The organism is Rhodoferax sp. SPJ21 (genome assembly GCF_058216335.1).
In genome coordinates, this window is the sequence record NZ_JBYZMO010000001.1 from 435,010 (window position 1) to 453,033 (window position 18,024).

The window sequence follows — 18,024 nt, forward strand, 5'->3', positions numbered from 1 at the left end:
ATAGGCTCTCATTTATGTTTAAGTATTTACTTAACCTGACACTCAAAATACTGACTACAGTCACCGTCACAGCCAGTCTTGGTGCGCAAGCCCAAGTACAACCAGATTATCCTTTGGGGGCAGGAGACTCCATACGCATTCAAGTATTTCAAAACCCAGATCTCACAGTAGAAACACGAGTTTCAGAAAATGGAGTAGTCAACTATCCATTAATCGGCTTAGTGGAACTTGGTGGCTTGCCCATAGCAACTGCAGAAAAAAAGATTGCAGACTCGCTACAGAAGGGGGGGTTTATTAAAAATCCTCAAGTCAATATTGTGCTTTTGCAAATACGTGGCAACCAAGTAGCCGTTCTAGGACAAGTCACGCGGCCAGGGCGCTTCCCACTGGAAACTGCCAACACCCGACTCAGTGACATGCTGGCAATGGCAGGTGGAGCTACACCTATAGGTGACGACGTCGCCATCGTTACGGGTCTGCGCAATGGCAAACCATTTCGCCAGCAGGTCGACATTCCATCTATTTTTCTAACGGATAGAGCGCAAAACGATGTCGTTTTGCAGGGCGGCGACAGCATCTATGTGCATCGCGCACCTGTGTTCTACATCTACGGTGAAGCCCAGCATCCAGGTGCTTACCGCATAGACAGAAACATGACAGTTATGCAGGGGCTGGCTCTCGGTGGTGGCATAACTGCGAGAGGCACAGAAAAGCGTTTGCGACTGGATAGAAAAGCAGCAGACGGCAGCGTTCAGCAGCTGGAACCTAAACTTACTGACAAACTTCAAGCAGATGACGTGATTTACGTTAAAGAGAGCTTGTTTTAATCGGAACACTCCAGCATGACTATCCAGCAATTCCTACTCATTCTCCGAGCCCGTTACAAGGTAGCCTTAGCCGTACTGCTAGTCACCGTTGCCGCCGTCACGGCAGTCAGCTTGGTGCTACCTAAGCAGTACACGGCAACCGCAGCAATGGTGGTGGATGTGAAATCCCCCGACCCGGTAAGCGGTGTTGTACTGCAAGGCATGGTTGCGCCCGGGTATATGGCTACGCAGGTTGACATCATCAACAGCGACCGCGTCGCCAAAAGTGCCGTAAAACTTTTGCACATGGAAGAAAGTGCGGCTGTGCGTGAACAGTGGCAAACAGCCACACAAGGGAAAGGGCAATTAACTGACTGGCTAACAGCAAAGCTTCAACAAAAGCTAGACGTAAAACCATCACGCGAAAGCAACGTTATAAACATCAACTACACCGGCACTGACCCAAACTTTGTGGCTGCTGCAGCCAATGCGTTCGCACAGGCCTATATGGATGTGAATCTGGATCTGCGCGTGGCACCTGCCAGGCAATATGCCGCCTTTTTTGAAGAGCAAACAAAGACTGCGCGTGACAAACTCGAACAAGCACAAAAAGCTCTTTCAGAGTACCAGCAGAAAAATGGTATTACTTCCGCAGACGAGCGCCTCGACTTTGAAATGGCCAAGCTGAACGAGACCTCCAGCCAACTTACAAGTGTGCAAGGCCAAACCACCGACAGCCAAAGCAAGCGGGGTAATGCCAAAGCAGACACAGTTGCAGAAGTAATGCAAAGTCCCGTCATAAGCAACCTGAAGGCAGACATTGCTCGACTTGATGCCAAGCTGCAAGAAAGCAATATCAACCTCGGCAAGAATCACCCACAAACCCAACGGACAGAGGCCGAGCTGGCCACTCTGCGAGGGCAGCTCGAAGCCGAAACTCGCAAAATCACCAGTTCTATTGAGACAACATTTCAAGTTAGCAAGCAACGGGAACAACAACTGCAAGGCGCCCTAGCTGCTCAAAAATCTCGGGTGCTCATGCTGAACAAGCAACGTGATGAGCTGAATGTGCTGCGCCGTGATATTGAATCTGCCCAACATGCATTTGAGTTGGTGAGTCAACGCGCCTCCCAAACGAATATTGAAAGCCAAAGCAACCAAACCAATATCTCCGTATTAAACCAGGCCACGCCGCCTGCAACGCCATCCAAACCCAAGGTCATGGTGAATGTGCTGGTTTCTATCTTTTTGGGCACTCTGCTAGGTATAGGCATGGCACTGATCCTTGAACTAGCCAACCGTCGCGTGCGCTCCACCGAAGATATGTTGGAGGCGCTAGGTTTACCAGTACTCGGTGCAATCAGCTCTGCCGCAATCATGTTCAAACAAAATGCTCCTGAAAAAGGAGCCAAGGTATGAATACCATTAACTTGCCAGCCTCTGTGCCGTCAACCAGTAAAGCCCGCTCTATAGGAGACATTCTGGTTTCGACAGGTCGGCTCACACTAGAAGATGCTGTGCGCATAGTTCAGCGCCAACTCAGTGACAACACCAAATTTGGCGATGCTGCCATCGCGCTCAATCTGCTCACCAAAGACGATGTCGACTTCGCTCTTTCACAGCAGTTTGACTACACCTATTTGTCGGACCGCGACACTAGCCTTAGCAACGAATTGGTAGCCGCCTACAAGCCATTCAGTGGAGTGGGAGAAAACCTGCGAGCCGTTCGCAGCCAACTGATGTTGCGATGGTTTAACACCGATAACAACCACAAAGTTTTGACGGTGGTGAGTCCAGGAGTCGGTGAAGGTCGCAGCTTCATTGCAGCCAACCTGGCAATTGTGTTTGCCCAGCAAGGTGAACGCACCCTTCTGATAGATGCCGATCTGCGAACAGGACGTCAACAAAAGCTATTTAAGCTGGGCAAGAATGCTGGCCTGTCAGGCGTGCTTGCTGGTCGCGCTGAGCTGGATGCAGCATTGCCAGTCCCTAGCCTACCCGGCCTGACCGTACTGCCGTCGGGCGCCGTGCCTCCCAATCCTCAGGAGCTTTTGGGCAGAAACACTTTTGACTATTTGCTTCAGATAGCAGCTCAAAAATTTGACGTAATTATCGTAGACACCCCTGCAGGGAGCGCCTTTGCAGATGCCGAATTAATTGCGGCGCGCGCTGGGGCCGCAGTGATGCTCGCCCGCAAAAATCAAAGCTTGCTTCCGCAAACCACGTTACTGACCCGCCGCCTACAGGACAGCGGGGTTACTGTCGTTGGCTCAATATTGAACGACGTCTAAACCTGAAGTTATGCCCAATCAGCACGAGTAAGGACACGTTATTTCAATCGTGAATTACAAAATACTGATTGGGCAAACCATCTTCAAAAAAGATGCAAAAAATAAAAAATTCAATGCAATCGTTGGAAACGCTCTACTTCAGTCAAATAGATTTCCATCTATTTTGAGATGGAAGCTCCCATAAAGGCATTGAAATTAGGACATCAACATGTTCCAGGCTTAGCCACCTATGGACGTAAAAATTCAGAACTTGCATTGCCTGTCCCTCATACTTCTAATTTCATGGCACCCCACACTTGGCAAACACGCTGGCACACACTGCTGGAAAAGATAACCCGCATGCAGACGCCTGCTCAGTTGCAAGAATATCTGCAACAACTCAACACGGCGGTTTCACCACACGTGCTGGCGTTTGTGAATGCCCACGCCATGAATTCAGCAGCAACCTCTGAACAGTTTTATAGAGCACTCACCAGCGCAGACACTTTGCTTCGGGATGGGAGCGGCATGGCAACTCTGTTCAAAATGATGGGCTTGCAGCCTGGCCTTAATCTGAATGGAACAGACCTTATTCCGCAAATTATTCGCTGCTTTAATGGACAGCCTATTGCCTTATATGGAACGGAAGAGCCCTACCTTGCGCAATGCAGGTCCACCGTGCACGCAAGCATCGCCCCTCTTAGCGAACTACAAACTGCCAATGGATTTCTATCCATCGAAAATTACATTGAGCTCGCACAATCACACCAGCCCAGGCTCATCGTCTTGGGCATGGGAATGCCCAAGCAGGAGGAAGTTGCAGCCGAATTGCGCAAGCACATAATTGGCAACTGCATAATTGTATGTGGCGGAGCAATTATCGACTTTTTAGGGAATAGGGTTAGCCGGGCCCCACGTTGGATGCGCCAAATCGGGATTGAGTGGTTGTATCGTCTCGCGCTTGAGCCCAGAAGGCTTTTCAAACGCTATGTGCTTGGAAATCCCTTATTCATACTGCGCGCGCATGCCCTAAAAACACATAAAAAATATATTACCTCCAAAAGCGGCTCATCAACCTGATTTCAATCTTATTAGTCCGGTACTCACAAGAGATTCCATTAGTAGAATTAATCGGCTTTGTGCCCACCCCCACGCTTCAAGCGCAACATCCTTGACCCCAAACGCAGTCATGCTACGGAGACCGTCATCGAGCAGCACAGCTGCGTAAACCAATTCAGCAGCGCGACACAAATATGCAACTGGACCACCTGACGCTAAAAGGTCCGGCGCGTGTGCGGCAGCTATGTCTCGGGCCAGTGCTTGGCGATCTTCGAGGCCGATCGTTCGCCCTCGCCGTTGTCGAAGATCGCCGCGACTTTTTTTGACAGCACCAAGAGGGCCGCTATCTCCGCCAGCGCTCGCGCCTTGGGCAGCAGGTCGCCTTCAAGCATCCTTGATGCGTTTACGGTCGGATCGTGTGGCCTGCGGGCTGGCTCGTGCGTCCTCGGTGCGGTGCAACCCATCCGCCATTGGTCCAGCTCGGCCGAGTACACGCCGTCCTCGAAGCACCACGCACTCTTTCCTGCCTCGCTCATCGCCTCGGTGCTGATGACAGCCTCAAGCCGGGCGCCCGAAGTCCAAGACTGCCCTCGGATGGGCTTGGACTTCGCATTCTCGCGCCAGCGATCCAGGGTCCACGCTCTATTGCCCACTTCTCGCGCCACCACTTCCAGCGCGGCGCTCTATGGCAGCAGCAACCTCGCTACAGCCTTGTCTTCAAATGCTTGTCCGTATCGCGGCACTGTCTTTCTTCATCGCCCCCCGGGTTCCTGGATTTATGGAGGCGACAATTATTCTGACGCGGGAGGGCCAGCCAGACGGTCGATGACCCTCTGGCCTTCAATGCCGCTTTGCACACCAACCAGTTCGTCGTTAGGCACTATCCGGTCTCTTCATCTCTTCATCTCTTCATCCATCCTGAGAGCTTATCCGCTCAGACGGGCGGATTTATGCAACAAAACCCTTTGGCAATATCAAGCGTCTTGCTGAGCACTTTTAGCTAACCCAGAGCGCCCGAACATCAAATTATTCAAAATCCATGTGTTAAGTGGCTTTTCTATAAAATTATAGATACCAATACCACCCACACTGCAAAACAACATCGCACTTATCATAAACAAATATCCATCAAGCACGGAATTCACAGGATAAATAATGTACATCCAGCCAAACCTCATTGCCGCCAATAAAAATACGTGGCCAATATAAATAGAATAAGATGCATCGCCAAGTTTATGCAACCAATGTATCCATACCCCCTTGATACTAGGCAAAGCACAGGCGCCAGCGACAACTATGACAGCAGGAATACCTGCACCGATTACTCGATGCCCCGTTTGCACCGACTGCAAACCCCACCATAACGCGACTCCAATCGCTATTAATATCCAACCCAAGAGCCTATTTTTTGGAATTCGCCCAAGACAATTAAAATACCCCAGCAATGCGCCAGCCCCAAAAGTTAGCACAATTGCATCCGTATAAAAGCCTAATACTCCAAAAAAATTAAATAGAAAACCGAATACAACAGAGAATATCAAAGTGGAACACAGCAACAATAGGCGCCACGCTTGGGGCACAAAAAGTGTCAACCCGAAAAGAAGATAAAAGGCCATTTCATAATTTAAGGTCCAGCCCGGTATCAATAAAGGCCACATTTCGTCTGGGAATTTAGGCGAAGACATTGGCCAGAATGCAAAGCTCGCCAGCACATGGGGCATATAGATAACTGTACTTTTCAGGATGCCGGGTGCAACGAGCCCGACCACCAGAATACCGATAGTGGCCAACCAATACAGAGGTACAACACGCGCGAACCGCCGTTGGATGAACGCTGAGGGAGTTAGAGGCTTTCCATACGTGGTGTAAACCATTATGAAGCCACTAATGACGAAAAAAAGGTCAACCCCGTTGCCGCCAACTCCAGAAGGAAACAACAACTTCAACGCGTGAAACTGCTCCCGGGCGTGTACCCACACCACCATCATGGCCGCGATCCCCCGCAGGTACTGAATATTGACCAACGCAGTTTGCGCCGGTCTTTTTCCACTTAAATACTCACTCATATCTGGGCCTTAACAACACGCTGATAAACTCCAGCAACCGCTTTGGCCATGGCATGATCCGAATAGTAGGCAGCTTGTCGAGCATGTGCTGCCATCGCCATAGACCTTGCAGAGATTTCACCCGACACCAAAGCTTGAATACCGTGCGTAAGGCTTGCCACATCGTCTGGCTCCACCACCACACCGGCACCCTGCACGCCAATTACCTCTGGTATGCCCTCCACTCGCGATGCAACGACCGGAACGCCCACCGACATGGCCTCAATTACCACCATTGGCAGCCCCTCACCGAACAAGCTGGGCAACACAAACACGTGCATGCTCTCCATTTCACGGTGCACATTGTTGCTAAACCCCGTCCACTCCACTTTGTCAACAAGGCCCAATTGACGGGTCAAACCTTTGATAGCTTGCTCATAGACAGCAGTTTCAAAAGTTCCCACTGCCTTCAGCCGCACATTCAGCCCCAGATCTAGCAGTTCTCGCATCGACCTCAAAAGAACTTCGATGCCCTTGCGTGGCCGAAATAGTGCCACTGTGCCGATGGTCCATTCGGCCTCTGGCGGCTGCCATGCAGGAGCGGCACGAACAATCGGAACCCCATTCGGCACGACGGTGATTCGCGTCTCTGCCACACGATGCTTCAAGAGATAACCTTTGAGGCTAGAAGACACGGCCACCAACTGGCTGGCACTGGGTAGCACCAGGTAGTTTTCTAGAAAAGAATTCGCGAAATTGCGAAAACGGCTTTCAGTATCACGCTGTGTTGGGCTGTGCACATGGTGCACCAGAGGTAAGCCCAGTTTGCGAGCGACGAGACGACCAATAAGTGCACTTCGGGGGGTGTGAGTATGAATGACTCTGTAACCGCCAGACCGTGCCATATCAGCGATCCGTTTAACAATAGATAAATCAAAACGCGAACGCATAGGAATTACTTCCAAGCGGTTGGTCGAACTCCTGTGTTTCGCAAAAACGCCATCCTTCAGGCAGACGAAGGCACACTCGTAACCGAACTCGGGCAAGCACAACGCCAACAAGTCTTGCACTCGCTCAGCACCAGCATAAAACTCACCATTTACGATGTGCAAAACTTTTTGCATTTTCTATATTCCTTTCACATTGCCTAGGCTGTATTGCAATAGGCGGACCAGCCATTAGTGCCCCAGCTTCTTCCTAGCTAACCAGCCCAGCCGACAAACTACACGATATGGCCTACGCCAATTACATCGGCTTCAGCCTGATAACCCTTCATATCACCCTTGGCCGCAAAGATGCACCCCAAGGGAGCGCGTTCGCTACCGCGCTCATACCCAGCGCGTGAACTAAGTCTGACCCACCTGGCGCTCACTTAAACTCGCCAAGAACAGCAAACGCATAGTCCTTCCAGCTTCCTGCTGCGGAGCGCGCTGCATCGGCTCCTGCGATGCGTCGTTGATCCCGATGCAGACACGCTCCTTGGGCACCAACAACTCTTTCACCACCAATCTCGGTGCAGAGCTACCCAACACCACCACTTTGTCGGCCCGTGAGAACGTCCAACGCAGTGGCGCCGGTAAGTCTTTATAAAAATGATGCAACTGGGCCGCATGCAAGTGCAAGACAACCCGTAAACCCATCGCACGCGAAAACACTACAACAACCGCGTTACGGAACAAGCTCAAGCGCTCGGCCATATTCACGTGCACGCCCTTTAACTGCCCTGAAATACGGTTTTTTCGCTATTCGCGCCAGCATCAGCATCCCCATCCAAGCTAGAGGGCTACCGTCGCCGCGCGTATCCAGCGCACAAAGAGCAACATGCTCTTCGGCGCTACCTTTGACCACAGCATGCTGACACTGAATCAAATAGTTGCCCACCTTGAACGTGCCGCCGTCATTGACGCTCCAAGGACAGGCAATAAATATTGCCTTTTCCATCATATTGAATGCGACCTCCCCCACTTGGCATTCATGATGCTTAGAACAGGATTTTCAAAATATCTAAATAAAATCATTCCAACTACGCTGCACACCAACACCATAGTGAGTGCAAATATGACCGGAGAAATATGAACCGACAGCAAGCTAAAAATTCGAGCAGCCGGTCCCATTACAAATCCATGTGTCAAGTAAGTGCTGAATGAGCCATCTCCTGCCCATACCAGCTTTTTCTCAAACCATTGCGCTGTATCGGCATTTTTTCCATCCCGTGCAGTGACGCACAGAAAAACACAAAAACCGCAAACAAACAGCTCCAATGCCAGCAGAACACCAACTGGCATGGAATACCTTAAACTTACGAACACCAGCATTGCCAAGACGCACATCACAAAAAAACAGGTTTTCTGCCAGGAATATCTTGGAAACGTCGCAACCCAATTTTGGCGACTCAGCGGCCCAACCCACGCGCCGATAACAAAAAATAGCAAATACGTATCTGACATTAAAAACAGCGCGTTCTGTGCAAAGTCAGAACTTTCAGAGACAACCCCTACATGCCGGGCCCCGGTCAGAGCCAACATAACCAAGCTCACCAATATCAAACGCCAAAAACCAGATAAAAAAAGTGCAGCACCAAGAATAATGTAAAAAAACATCTCGTAGTTCAGCGTCCACCCCGCACCTAATACGGGCCGCATTAAGCCCTCACTATCAGCAAAAGGAATAAAGAAGACCGAATACAACATCGCATCTAAGCCGGGGGTGGCCCCCTGGAAAGCCAGCTTAACTGCGTAAACTAACGTAGCGCACCAATACATCGGCGCAATTCGAATGACCCTACGCCGAAGAAAATACCATACCGACTTCGGCCCATGAATTAAAGATTGACTTGAAGAAAATATGATGAAACCACTAATACAGAAAAAAAGCTTTACGCCCAACTCTCCAAACCCGTAGTTCACTAACACTGCATCAAATACATCCACCTTGGCTTTATATGTTGCTAGCGCATGCACATACACAACCATACCAGCAGCGATAGCCCGAAGTACCTGCAACGCCTCAAGGCGCCGTCCTTTAGAGGGCATTAGCATAGTGCCGCAATTTCAGCGACATACTCTTCACTTGCGATCCAGCTACGCATAGCTTCAAACGCTTGCTTAGTAATTCTTGTTCGCTCTTCTTTATTTTTGAGAAATTCTTCCACCTTCTCTTCAAAATCACTCAAATCCCATTGCAGCGGCACATAGGTTTCATTGGGTACAAACACATTTGGCAATACCTGCAAATGCGCCATATCGGGCTTAAGCAACAAAGCGCCGGTGGCATATGCCTCATAATCACGCCAGCAAATTTCACCATATCCAAATGGGCTAAAGCAAATTTTGCTCTTCATCATCTCTTCAAAGAACTTATGCCTACGCACGCGCCCTTCTGACACGATATGTATCGCACCATTTGCCGATAGTTTTTTTACTGCATCTTTCGCCTCTTGCCGCATCACCTGATACCAGGGGACTCCTTTAACGGCAATACGGGCATGTACATCAATATCACGAGAATCTACCTGTGGCGGCTTTCCTAGAAACAAATCAACAATCAAAGGTGACAAGCCGAAGTTGCTTCCCAAACGTATTTTGTTCTCTATTCCTGCAGGAGGTATAAACTGCTGCTGCGCATCCGGCAAATTATGCCGACGCGCGTAGTAATCATTTAAATTAGTATCACCTAGCGTAGGCACACTGTAGTTTGCGAAATCCGCATAGGTTTGCTTTTTTATATAAACATCAATATAAGGATCCACATAGGCTGCAGGTCTTATATGCAATGGGGCATACCAGTCCATAAAAGCAATTTTGGCCATAGGATATGCCGCAGCCAAACGCTCCAAAGCCTGCACCACCAGTTGCGGCGGCATTTCAAATGCAGGTTGGAAAAATATACGCTTGATATGCGCATGCTTTGCACCGGCATGCAGCCTATCTGCATCCGCGCCCACCAGCGCGTCCACATGCACCTGCGTGCAGCGCACTCCATACTTCTGTCGCAAAGTTGAACGGTAGAAGTGGAATGGGTACAACTGCGTTTCCGCCAACTCATGCCGAACCGTGACCAGCAGCACATTGGCTGTTTTAGGTGTATCTCGCAGCGAGGTAATAGTGTGGAGCTTGTTTCTGACCCGAAAAATAAGCTTGCGGCGCAGAAAGTTGAAATGGGCTTGCATAAAGAATAAGGGTTACTAAATATTTTTGACCAACACGCTATCCACTACTGCACGGGCTTCCCGCTGCGGCGCCAACAGGCCCCGCAGCAAACCTGCAGCGTTAAAGCACCACGACACCACAGAAAACAAAGCCTTGGATAAGCTGCGTTTACGCCATGCCATCAACGCAAACGGCGTGGCGAGAACAATAAAAAAGGCCGCTAGCGCCCGTGGCCACTGCGCAGACAGCAACAATATTGATAGCAGCACCAGCCACCACGCCAGCACAGCCCCGTACAGGCGCAGCTCCCGCATTCCCTTCAGCACCAAGGCCAGGTGCGGTTGCCCCCATGCTGCACGTAGCATTTCGCCCAGGCCGCAGATGTATCTGCTGCGCCAGCGGCGCACCAATAGTTGGTATGGCGGCGCATCATGCCCATGGTGTCGCACTGCATCGATAGCAATGCGCTGCAGCTTCCATCCGTTGGCACGCAAACGCACTGCTAGGTCAAACTCCTCGTAACTGTGTAGATTACGGTTGGAAAAATAGCCTGCCTGCTGCACTGCGGCTCGGCGGTACAGCCCACCCATGTCCAAGCGGTCCACCTCACCGGACTGCATATGCCCCAGGCCGCGCTCCACCCGGGCCACGTATTCCAGGCTAGTGGTGTTCATCTCTACCACCTGCCCACCTACGCCTGCCACATCCGGGTGCGCCTGCATGTACTCCAAAGCTTTGGGTAAAAATCCAGGCAGCATTTCCATGTCGCCGTCCAGAATGTAGACAAACTCGCCTAGCGAATGCTGAAAGCCCAGTTGCGGCCCCACGCCGCAGCATCGCTCCTGCGCATGCACCAATTGCACCACGCGGATAGGGTATGCCGACGCCAGTGCCACCGTGTCATCTGTTGAACAAGAATCCGCCAGCACCACCTCGCCCCCCACCACCTGGACCGCCGCCAGTGCACTCTCGACGGCGACGACAATGCGCTTCTCTTCATTCAAAGCTTTGATAACGATACTCACCCTGCAGGGCGCATCAGGAAACTCAAGAGTTTGCATGGTCTTTGGTTCGCAAAATAATTTTGGCCGGCACACCCACCGCAAGCGCGCCAGCAGGCACGTCGCAAATCACCACCGCATTAGCGCCAATATCAGCATCGTCCCCTACCTGCACTGCGCCCAAGATCTTCGCTCCCGCGCCAATGTTCACCCGGTGCCCAATACGCGGCGCGTCAAAGGGCTGGTCCATCCGCTTATTACCGATCGTCACTCCCTGCCTGATAACGCAGTCGTCACCAATAAATGCATTGCCATGCACCACGATAGCTCCAGAATGTTCAATCACCAGCCTACGCCCAATTTTGGCGGACACCCCGATCGTCACACCACATAGCATTTCCGCCAGCTTGGACAGCACCACATGCAATATTGCCAGTGGATAACGCACCAGCTTGGATTGAAACCTGTAACGCAAATGCCCAAGCCTGTAAACCTGCAAAGCCCAAAAGCCAAGAGACAAAACACCCTCTTGTGCTACGCGTAAATCTTCAAAAAAAGCCATTCATTTGACCCTTGTAAACACTAATCGGTAGCTGTACGCGCATTGCGCCAACGCTCCCAGCGCTGCACCACTACCCCAGGCAACGCAACAACCATCGCAAGCGACATCAGCCAGCGCTTAGACCGCATCGCATGCCGCGCACGCCACAACCAACGCAGCCCTTCCAGCCGACGCCCCATCACCAACGCCTGCCGGGCAAAAGTCACCTTTTGCTGAGCCACAAAATGCAATGCTGACCACTGCTTATCGGCTGGCATTAGCCCCGAGTGCGCCCGATCCTGCATCCTTAGCAAGAATGGAGCTAATACCAATGCTGCATGCCGGCTGGTCAGGCTCCCCACCGCCGCCGTACGGTAGGCAACCAGCACGCTATGAGAATGGGCAATAGCCGAACCCTCGGCCACACGGAACCACAGGTCCAGATCCTCCCCATGCGACTCGCCCACCTTAAAGCAAGGCTGCATCTGGACCAAGCGCGTTCTGCGCACTGCAACCGACGAGGTAAAAAACGGTATACCCTGCATCCAGCGGGCGGGTAAATCTTCTATGAGATCCGTGGCAGGCTGCGGAGACATTTCAGGCCACGGCCAAGGAGTCCAATCTGCAGCGTCAGGAATTTTGCGCAGCATAGTCGCCACCATGTCCACTTGCGGGTGGGCCTCAATGGCACGTTGCTGCGCCTCCAAATACCCGGGGTGCCACCAATCATCAGCATCTAGAAACGCCACCCATTCGCCTCTTGCCTCCGCAATACCCCGGTTCCTCGCAGCCGAAACCCCTGAATTGGACTGACGCACCAAACGGATACGCGGATCATTTTGTGCCAGTTTCTCGACGATCTGAGGACCGCAGTCGCTGGAACCGTCATCAACGACTAACAAATCAAAGTTCGCCCAAGTCTGGGCCAATACTGATTGCAATGTATATTCAATATAAGAAGACTTATTATAAAGCGGAACAATAATGCTAAATTCAATCAAAATCACACCCTAAATAACAACACCAGCCAAAACCCACCCCCGCCTCATGAAGTAATTCTATTCAACCACACCACCCTAGAAAAAAATATATTCTTAATTAATATTGGCAAAAAGACCCCAGCGCACAACAACACAGGAAAAAACAAAAAAAATCCCAGGCCATTCCAGCTCAAAAACTTAAACATTACGGCTTTAACGAATCCCATAGCCATCGTATTCATAAGGTATATGGAAAAACTCATTCTACCCAACAGGAGGAAAAAATCACGTCCAAATCTCAAAAATCGACATAATCCCATTAATGCAGGAATTGAAATCAACGATGAAAAAAACCATCCACCATTAGCATAAAAACCACCCCCCAAAAAAATCAAAAAAGACAACAAAAAAAGCACTGAAAATCTATCCACAAAGGAAAAAAACACCGCCCATCGAGAAAGAACAGCCCCCCCCAAAACAAAGAAAAACAGATACTTTGTTATTTGACCAACACCAAGAAATTGAATATACGGAAAAAACACCGCCGCAAACGAAATCAAAAGAAGAATATCAATACGACCATTTAAAAGTCTCAAACTAAAAACAACGACAGCAGTAATCACAAAAAGAGCATAGACATACCAAAGAAAAGAGGAAACGCTCAACATCGGGAAAAATAAAATATTCAACAAATCACCAAAACCAGAAACTGGATTGTCTACATGGACAAATTTCTCAAAAATGAACTTACCGCAAAAAACTATGAATGCAAATAATAAATAAGCAGGCATTAATCTAAAAAACCTACCCTTCAATATTAAAACATCATCAAAAATAGAAATAGAATTTTTAAATTTCAAGAAAAAAACAACACCACTAAGAAACATAAAAAAAGCCATGTGAAAAGAATATATTGCAGCCTTTAAATATGCATACCAATCATTCCCAACAGGCATCTCCCTAGCAACAACATGACCAACCACAACCAAAAAAATAGCAATTCCTTTGGCAACATCGACTTCCTCAATTCTATTTAACTGAAGATTTTTGCGCATGTTATTATTTTCAATCATTATTTCGAACAATTTTAACGACTCCACCCAACACAATTAACAGCAATACGTGTCCAACAAATTCAAAATTCAAAGTAGTAATCATTAATGGCACTTCGCTCACCGAGCGAAATGACAACGCAATAAAAAGTGCAAAAGTTAAACCTCCACTTTTTTTCGAGAATTTTATTGACAAGAATAATAGAAATAAAAAATAAACAATCAAACCAAATTCACCAACCCCACCCGCACGCGCAAGGGTATCGACAAACTGATTGTGCGCATGTGGAGTACCATCGATTCCGACCGAACTCTGATATTCAGCATCAAACAAAGTTGGACCATATCCAAAAAATGGACTATTACGCCACTCACCAAAGGCTATCGTCCAAATTCGATCTCTACCTGTGAATGAAGTAATCTGGGCTCCTTCGGCACTACTAAAAAAATTATCAAGCCTTTCTGCGGCCCCTCCAAACAATGAAATCATTCCGACGGATAAGAGAAGAACAACAGCCCCCACAACAAGCGAAACTGCCGAAAATGAATTCCCGTTAACCTTGAATATATTTCTTAATCGATACCAATTATTTACCAAAAACATATAAATCACGCACACCAGGAAAGATAGCCACACGGTCTTAGATTGGGCCAAAAATATTGTTCCTATTCCTAACAGCCAAGCCATCCTATTGATGGAAATTTTGCTAAATGGCCGTACCCAAAGGCACATTAAAAACAACTGAGCCAGTATCCCTAAAGAGTTTGCATGTGGCGCCAACCCAGCCAATCGAGGCAATCCAGGAATATATCCCTGCGTATAATTCACATCCATTACAAGCCCTGGGCGGATAAATATAAAAATGTATCCAAGCAGCAAAAAACCACAAGCCAAATTTCTAAAAACATCTATAGCCCTCAAGCTTCCATCATAGCTAACAAAAATTGCAGCCAGACCGAACAAAAGCGGATATATATATTCATTCGAAATATTCCCATGCGCACCAAATAGCGCAGGAGAGAAAACATTAGAAATCCAATAGAAAATAAAAATAGCTGCTAAAAAAGAAACTGATTTGCCATATTTTCTTTTTTCACGAAAAAACCAAAATAATATTCGCTCCAACGCAACGATAACCATACACAAACTCAAAAATTTATTAAACCATATCTGAGACAAGCTTAGAGATTCGATACTATTCAGGGAGGCATCTAGCGAGACGGTTCGATTCGAAAACAAAACACTCGACATTTGCTTTAACAAAATAGAGTAAAAGAAAAAATGAACAAATCCATCTCTCGAATATCGGGTAACGGCATTCAATGATGCGACCACAGCAACAGCAAGCCCTACCGCCCCTCCAAAAGCCAGAAGAGACAAAACAGAATACAAAATTAAATTAAACATTGCCTGCCAAAAAAGTTATGATTAAACATTTTTTACACAATTAAAAATATATTTTTTTCAACGCAGGGAAAAATCTAATCAACATCTGAATAACTTCATTTCCTAGAATTTTATTTCCATTAAAAATAGCAATAACAAAAACAATTAAAACCAACCCGCCACTTACCATTAGATTTATAATAGGGAATCCAAAATCACCTACAGACTTCACCCCCGACAAGGCTACGATGGCTACAACTAAACTAAGACTTACACCACGAAAAAGGTGAGGGCCCGCATTGGCAAAATTTATTTCAAGAAAAAAGAATACTGCCCCACACACCACGAGTGTTCTTATTAAAATTAGCGCTACAGCTACGCAGGCAAAAGCGTTTATTCCAAAAGGCATAGAGTAATAGAAGCCCACAGCTCCAACAGCAAGCACGGGCAATTGGAGTAAGGACTCGTGCTGCTTACGTCCGGCACTCCACAGTACCGGAGTAGAGAGCCCAAGGCAAACAAAGGCGGGGACGCTTAGAAAAAGCAAAGCCAAAACCCAGCCCGTATCCAACCATTTACTTCCATATAGAAACTTTACCAAGTCAAAAGAAATGACTGATAGAAAAACAAATATCGGCAGTATCAGCACCCACACTGTGGCGAATATTTGCATATAAGCCGCACGCATGCGACCAGGATCATCCTGCATTTTGGAACTGGCAGCGGTAAACGCTGGTTGCAGAGAACCCATGAGCAGGGTAGAAGGCATCGTGGCCAGGTTATAGCCCACAGAATAAACGCCAACTGCGTGCGCATTGGAAAACTTGCTCAATAAGAAGCGGTCCATGCTGCTAAGGCACCAATTGATGATGTTGGTGATAAAAACGGTTCCGCCAGTCTTCATTGCGGTAGAAGCACCTTCGTAATGGAATAACGGCTTGATCGAGTGCGGGTGAGCCCAAAAACTACCGATGGCTATGAACGAAACCTGCACGAGCCAGGCTGCTACAAGTGCATCCACGCCATAACCCAGCAACGCAAGGGGTATGCCAACCAGCAGGTAACCAGCGACATAGCCTCCAATTTGTATCAACCCCGCTGCCTTGAAATTCAAGTCACGGTGCATCAGATTCCCAGCTGGGGAGGATACGGCGCTGATCACACAAGCCAATGCTAGCCAACGGATAACAGGCTCAACACGGGGTTCGTGGAAAAAGCTAGCCAGCATAGGCGCCAGCAGAAAAAGCCCCAATGTGGCCGCGCTACCTACAATCATTTGCCAAGTAAAGGCAAAGCGCACATCTTCCTGTGTGACTGTTTTGCGATGCAGCAGGCTCCAGCCAAAGCCAAAATTTGAAAAAACATTGGTCAAGGTTAATACAACCATGCCCATGCCAAAAATACCGTAGTTTTCAGGCCCCAATATACGGGCCAATAAAACCTGGGCCGCAAACTGCATTACAAAGCGCGCAAGGGTTGCAATCGCGCTCCATTTAACGGCTTTTACGCCCTGTTTGGCAAGACTCATTACGTATGTAACCTTGATTTACAAAAAAGAGGGATCGGCAAAAACCATAGCCCCTGGGTCAATTCACAATGAATTTAATTATTTGTTTTTTGCTGCAACGCAGCATAAACTCATGATACAACAGAGGGCGGTCTCATCGTCGCAATACCATGACTAAACAAACAAGCTCCATCAAATCCTTGCTGCTCCCTTTGCTACTGGGTGTTTTGCCCTTGGCTACACCAGCGGCAGAGCAAAGTTGCAGCGCTGTTTCTGCTGCCACTTGCACTATCGCCAAATCCCTGGGGCGCGGCATCAACATGGGCAACATGCTGGAGGCGCCACGTGAAGGCGATTGGGGTGTAAAGCTAGAGCCAGCATATATTGACTTGGCGGCACAGCAATTCAAAACCATACGGCTGCCAGTACGTTGGACCAACCATGCAAGTGCGGATGCGAGCGCCACACTAGACCCAGTTTTTGCCGCACGGGTAGACACAGCCATTGATGCCATCTTGGCCAAAGGTATGTATGTGATTCTGGACCTGCACCATTACAACCAAATCTTTGGCGATGCGCTCGCGCCCAACGAGTTTGCGGTAGACCCCACGGTGCTAGAGACACGGCTCATCAATATCTGGACCCAACTGGCCCAGCGGTACAAGGACCGCTCGCCCAAGCTTTTGTTTGAGCTACTGAATGAGCCCCATGGCAAGTTGAGCAGCGACGCTTGGAATACCTTGTCTGCCAAGCTGCTGGCAACCGTGCGGGTCACCAACCCCACCAGGGCCGTGTTGATCGGGCCCATCTCCTGGAACCATCCAAAGCAGCTCGTCAACCTCAGCCTGCCCGCCGATCCCAATTTGATTGTTGCCATACATACATACGACCCCTATCCCTTCACCCACCAGGGTTTGTCTTGGATGCCGCAATTCCCAGCGGGCACGACATGCTGCACGCCCCAGCAAACAAAGACCATGCAGGATGTCTTTGCGCAGGCCGCCAAGTGGAATGCAGATAAAGGGGTGCCGCTGCACCTGGGCGAATTTGGCTCGTACAAGATAGGCGACATGGCATCCAGGGCTACATACACGCGCTTGGCGAGAGACACAGCCGAGTCTTATGGCATCAACTGGACATATTGGGAGTTGGCCTCAGACTTCGGCATTTATTCGCCACAAACGCAGACGTGGATTCAACCACTGACCTCTTCGTTGCTCAATTAGCC

17 protein-coding genes and 1 pseudogene are annotated in these 18,024 nt (G+C 49.0%); 5 read left to right on the forward strand and 13 right to left on the reverse strand.

What is annotated here, in order from left to right; genetic code table 11:
* Positions 1 to 14: 14 nt before the first annotated feature.
* The 4 genes from epsE to AC4BBN_RS01900 all read left to right on the forward strand — a co-directional run bounded on the left by epsE (position 15) and on the right by AC4BBN_RS01900 (position 4,156).
* A complete protein-coding gene (gene epsE, locus AC4BBN_RS01885; protein ID WP_490590254.1) occupies positions 15 to 827 on the forward strand; it encodes a polysaccharide export protein EpsE in 813 nt (270 codons plus the stop codon).
* A gap of 15 nt (positions 828 to 842) precedes the next feature.
* Entirely contained in the window at positions 843 to 2,225 is a 1,383-nt protein-coding gene (gene epsF, locus AC4BBN_RS01890) for a chain length determinant protein EpsF (protein WP_490590255.1), read from the forward strand.
* Entirely contained in the window at positions 2,222 to 3,097 is an 876-nt protein-coding gene (epsG, locus tag AC4BBN_RS01895; RefSeq protein ID WP_490590256.1) for a chain length determinant protein tyrosine kinase EpsG, read from the forward strand. Before epsF ends, epsG begins: the two co-directional genes overlap by 4 nt.
* Positions 3,098 to 3,265: 168 nt before the next feature.
* Positions 3,266 to 4,156, forward strand: a complete 891-nt coding sequence (locus AC4BBN_RS01900) for a WecB/TagA/CpsF family glycosyltransferase (protein ID WP_490590257.1) — start codon at positions 3,266 to 3,268, stop codon at positions 4,154 to 4,156.
* A gap of 207 nt (positions 4,157 to 4,363) precedes the next feature.
* Here AC4BBN_RS01900 and AC4BBN_RS01905 read toward each other — a convergent pair.
* The 13 genes and pseudogenes from AC4BBN_RS01905 to AC4BBN_RS01965 all read right to left on the reverse strand — a co-directional run.
* Positions 4,364 to 4,878, reverse strand: a pseudogene (locus AC4BBN_RS01905) (IS3-like element ISAzo10 family transposase); the annotation flags it as partial.
* Positions 4,879 to 5,109: 231 nt separating this feature from the next.
* Complete coding sequence (locus tag AC4BBN_RS01910; protein ID WP_490590258.1) at positions 5,110 to 6,201, reverse strand: acyltransferase family protein; 1,092 nt, start codon at positions 6,199 to 6,201, stop codon at positions 5,110 to 5,112.
* Positions 6,198 to 7,304: a glycosyltransferase family 4 protein gene (locus AC4BBN_RS01915; protein ID WP_490590259.1), complete on the reverse strand. Its 1,107-nt coding sequence runs from the start codon at positions 7,302 to 7,304 to the stop codon at positions 6,198 to 6,200. The genes AC4BBN_RS01910 and AC4BBN_RS01915 overlap by 4 nt, the downstream gene beginning before the upstream one ends.
* Before the next feature lie 222 nt (positions 7,305 to 7,526).
* Positions 7,527 to 7,877 (reverse strand): hypothetical protein, encoded by a 351-nt coding sequence (locus AC4BBN_RS01920; protein ID WP_490590260.1) that lies wholly within the window; start codon positions 7,875 to 7,877, stop codon positions 7,527 to 7,529.
* The gene (locus tag AC4BBN_RS01925; protein ID WP_490590261.1) at positions 7,849 to 8,124 is read right to left on the reverse strand and encodes a hypothetical protein; all 276 of its coding nucleotides are present in this window, start codon (positions 8,122 to 8,124) and stop codon (positions 7,849 to 7,851) included. The genes AC4BBN_RS01920 and AC4BBN_RS01925 overlap by 29 nt, the downstream gene beginning before the upstream one ends.
* A complete protein-coding gene (locus AC4BBN_RS01930; protein WP_490590262.1) occupies positions 8,121 to 9,212 on the reverse strand; it encodes an acyltransferase family protein in 1,092 nt (363 codons plus the stop codon). The genes AC4BBN_RS01925 and AC4BBN_RS01930 overlap by 4 nt, the downstream gene beginning before the upstream one ends.
* Entirely contained in the window at positions 9,212 to 10,348 is a 1,137-nt protein-coding gene (locus tag AC4BBN_RS01935; protein WP_490590263.1) for a glycosyltransferase, read from the reverse strand. Before AC4BBN_RS01935 ends, AC4BBN_RS01930 begins: the two co-directional genes overlap by 1 nt.
* 15 nt (positions 10,349 to 10,363) lie before the next feature.
* Entirely contained in the window at positions 10,364 to 11,389 is a 1,026-nt protein-coding gene (locus AC4BBN_RS01940; RefSeq protein WP_490590264.1) for a glycosyltransferase family 2 protein, read from the reverse strand.
* The gene (locus AC4BBN_RS01945; RefSeq protein ID WP_490590265.1) at positions 11,376 to 11,891 is read right to left on the reverse strand and encodes a serine O-acetyltransferase; all 516 of its coding nucleotides are present in this window, start codon (positions 11,889 to 11,891) and stop codon (positions 11,376 to 11,378) included. The genes AC4BBN_RS01940 and AC4BBN_RS01945 overlap by 14 nt, the downstream gene beginning before the upstream one ends.
* Positions 11,892 to 11,911: 20 nt before the next feature.
* Positions 11,912 to 12,871, reverse strand: coding sequence for a glycosyltransferase family 2 protein (locus tag AC4BBN_RS01950; RefSeq protein ID WP_490590266.1), 960 nt, complete (start codon positions 12,869 to 12,871; stop codon positions 11,912 to 11,914).
* A gap of 44 nt (positions 12,872 to 12,915) precedes the next feature.
* Complete coding sequence (locus AC4BBN_RS01955; RefSeq protein WP_490590267.1) at positions 12,916 to 13,905, reverse strand: acyltransferase family protein; 990 nt, start codon at positions 13,903 to 13,905, stop codon at positions 12,916 to 12,918.
* Positions 13,906 to 13,915: 10 nt separating this feature from the next.
* Positions 13,916 to 15,283 (reverse strand): O-antigen ligase family protein, encoded by a 1,368-nt coding sequence (locus AC4BBN_RS01960; protein ID WP_490590268.1) that lies wholly within the window; start codon positions 15,281 to 15,283, stop codon positions 13,916 to 13,918.
* A 67-nt stretch (positions 15,284 to 15,350) separates the two neighbouring features.
* Positions 15,351 to 16,817, reverse strand: coding sequence for a lipopolysaccharide biosynthesis protein (locus AC4BBN_RS01965; protein ID WP_490590269.1), 1,467 nt, complete (start codon positions 16,815 to 16,817; stop codon positions 15,351 to 15,353).
* 299 nt (positions 16,818 to 17,116) lie between these two features.
* Here AC4BBN_RS01965 and AC4BBN_RS01970 point away from each other — a divergent pair, with 299 nt between their 5' ends.
* Positions 17,117 to 18,022, forward strand: coding sequence for a glycoside hydrolase family 5 protein (locus tag AC4BBN_RS01970; RefSeq protein ID WP_490590270.1), 906 nt, complete (start codon positions 17,117 to 17,119; stop codon positions 18,020 to 18,022).
* The last annotated feature ends 2 nt before the right edge of the window (positions 18,023 to 18,024 follow it).